The sequence below is a fragment of the Deinococcus cellulosilyticus NBRC 106333 = KACC 11606 genome (assembly GCF_007990775.1).
In the GTDB taxonomy this organism is placed as follows: Bacteria; Deinococcota; Deinococci; order Deinococcales; family Deinococcaceae; genus Deinococcus_C; species Deinococcus_C cellulosilyticus.
The window spans coordinates 1-2689 of sequence record NZ_BJXB01000075.1; the positions used below are offsets into that span (position 1 = coordinate 1).

At 57.5% G+C, this 2689-nt stretch carries 4 protein-coding genes; 3 read left to right on the top strand and 1 reads right to left on the bottom strand.

The annotated features are described in order from the left end of the window. The 3 genes from DC3_RS29650 to DC3_RS28685 form a co-directional block, all read left to right on the top strand. Nucleotides 1-202: hypothetical protein (locus DC3_RS29650; RefSeq protein ID WP_222594855.1), on the top strand; the 202-nt coding region annotated here is incomplete at its 5' end. Nucleotides 203-322: 120 nt separating this feature from the next. Next, a complete protein-coding gene (locus DC3_RS28680) occupies nt 323-769 on the top strand; it encodes a MarR family winged helix-turn-helix transcriptional regulator (RefSeq protein ID WP_146892226.1) in 447 nt (148 codons plus the stop codon). Between the two features lie 44 nt (nt 770-813). Continuing rightward, nucleotides 814-1233, top strand: coding sequence for a DUF6069 family protein (locus tag DC3_RS28685; RefSeq protein WP_146892229.1), 420 nt, complete (start codon nt 814-816; stop codon nt 1231-1233). A 53-nt stretch (nt 1234-1286) separates the two neighbouring features. Here DC3_RS28685 and metK read toward each other — a convergent pair whose 3' ends face one another. Beyond that, complete coding sequence (metK, locus tag DC3_RS28690; RefSeq protein ID WP_146892232.1) at nt 1287-2483, bottom strand: methionine adenosyltransferase; 1197 nt, start codon at nt 2481-2483, stop codon at nt 1287-1289. Nucleotides 2484-2689: the final 206 nt, after the last annotated feature.

Below are 2689 nucleotides of genomic sequence, written 5' to 3' on the forward strand. Positions count from 1 at the left end.
TCGAGTGGCTCAGGTGGCAAGCTGGGTAAGCACAAAGTCGCTTGCAGGTCGGCACCACTCTGGAAAGCCATCAGCCATCAGCCGTCAGCTTAATACCCAGTTAGGCTTTCACTTCGGCCAGGAGAAGCAATCTCTTGTCCTTCCGACGCAGTTCAAATCTTTCTGCAGCTTCCGGCAGAAGCATCAAGTCCTCTTTTGCTGAGGGCTGACCGCTGAAAGCTGATCGCTCCATCCCATTGCCCGACTTTGCACTTGCCCTGAGCTGGCATGGCACTTGACATTTTATGGTTAGCCGACTAACATAAATTCCAGAAGGAGACGGATGACCGTCGAGGAGCACAACAGTCTGGGTCGGGCCATTGTTCATGTGGCCCGCGCACACAAGTACGCAGCGCAACTGCTCTTGCAGAAGCTGGGGCTTCACCCTGGCCAGGAGTTCTTGTTGATGTTGCTGGACCGCCTGGGCGAAACCCGCCTGACCACCCTCAGCGAGCATCTGGAAGTTCAACCCCCCACCGCCAGCAAGATGGTGGCCCGTCTGGAAAAAGAAGGGTTCTTGCAGCGCATTCCTGATCCCACCGACACCCGTGCGACCCTGATCTGCCTCAGTGATGAGGGCAGGGCCCTGATCCCAAAGATCATGGAAATCTGGGACGAGCTGGAGCGCATGACCGTGGAAGGGCTGAGCCAGGCAGAAATTCTGCTGCTTTCCCGGATGCTCAGGCAGATCACCCAGAACCTGGGGGAGCCTCCCGGCGGCTCCTGCTGATTTTTTGTTCCCAATACATAGCCGGCTAAATAAAAGGAGAAACCATGACCACCCAGAACCTGATTCGCAAGACCACCCAGGCTGCCCTCATCGCCACTGTGCTGAATGTGCTGCTGTTCTTCATCGCAAAAGCAGCAGGGGTCCAGTTGCAGGTGACGCAGGGACCGAACAGCACCACCCTGATGGACCTGCCCGTCATCGCTGTGATTCTGGCGACGGTGATCCCGGCATACTTTGCTGCTGGAGTCTATGCCCTGCTGCAGCGTGCAGGAAACACAGGGACCGTGATCTTTCAGGTGGTTGGATGGGTCTTTCTGGCCCTCTCCATGTTCCCGGTGATGGGACTCCCCGGAGACCTCTCCCTGAAACTGGTGCTGGCCCTCATGCACATCATCGCTGGAGTGACCATTCTGACCAGCCTGAATGCTGGGAGCCAGACGCAGCCTGCTGTGGTCCGCAACTGAGAAGCAAAACAAAAGACTCCCGAGGACCTCTCGGGAGTCTTTCTGTGCTGGATTTACAGACCAGCAGACTTTCTGAGGGTCTCAGCCTTGTCGGTTTTCTCCCAGGGGAACTCGGGACGGCCAAAGTGACCGTAAGCTGCGGTCTGGGCATAGATTGGACGCCTCAGGTCCAGCTCGGCAATGATCGCCTGAGGACGTGCATCAAAGTGTTTCCTCACCAGTTCGGTGATCTGGTTGTCCTTGATTTTACCCGTTCCGTAGGTGTCCACCCGCATGGAAACAGGGTTTGCCCGACCAATCGCGTAAGACACCTCCACCAGAGCCTTGTCTGCCAGACCCGCAGCCACAATGTTCTTGGCGATGTACCGGGCGTAGTAGGCTGCACTGCGGTCCACTTTGGTCGGATCTTTGCCAGAGAATGCGCCCCCACCGTGCGGCACCGCACCACCGTAGGTGTCCACGATGATCTTGCGTCCGGTCAGACCGGTGTCCCCGTGCGGGCCACCAATCACGAACTTGCCAGAGGGATTGATGAAGTACTTGGTCTCTGGACGCAGGTAAGCCTCAGGGATGACGTGGCGGATCACCAGGGCCTCCATGTCCTTTCTGATCTGGTCCTGCTCCACTTTTTCATTGTGCTGGGTGCTGATGACCACGGTGTCCACCCAGATGTCGTCCTTCTCACGGACCACGGTGACCTGGGCCTTGGCGTCCGGTCTCAGGTAATCCAGCACCCCTTCCTTGCGGATCTGGGCGATGCGGCGGGTCAGGCCATGGGCCAGGGTGATGGGCAGGGGCATCAGTTCCGGGGTTTCGTTGGTGGCATACCCGAACATCAGGCCCTGGTCTCCCGCACCGATCATGCTGAAGCGGTTCTCGGGCTTTGAGCGCTCGTCTTCAGACATGTTGCGCCACTCTTCGGAGTAGTTCACCCCATCTGCGATGTCCGGGCTCTGCTCATGGATGGTGGACATCACCGCACTGTAGTCGGCATCAAAACCATAGTGGGCGCGGGTGTAGCCAACAGAGCGCACGGCTTTACGCACGACGTTCTGCACGTCTACGTAGGCGTTCTGGGCGGTGACTTCACCAGCAACGACAGCGAGACCCGTGGTGACCAGGGTTTCGACGGCGACGCGGGCAGTGGGTTCCTGGCGGAGGAATTCATCGAGGATGCTGTCACTGATCAGGTCCGCGAGTTTGTCCGGGTGCCCTTCGGACACCGATTCAGAAGTGTAGTATTTGCGCATGCTTGTAGGCCTCCTGAGCGACAAAAAAAGGTCGCTCCAAGTCGGAAACAGCATAACATGGTCCGTTTCTGGGCATGGAGAATTGGATAGCATTCAGAGAATGCCGAGGACCAAGAGCCCAGGGCCGAGGGCACTGCTGTTTAGCATTGGCAAGAAGCTTTTGCATTCAAAGCTCACATGTGGGTTGACATCACCAATTTCAGCAG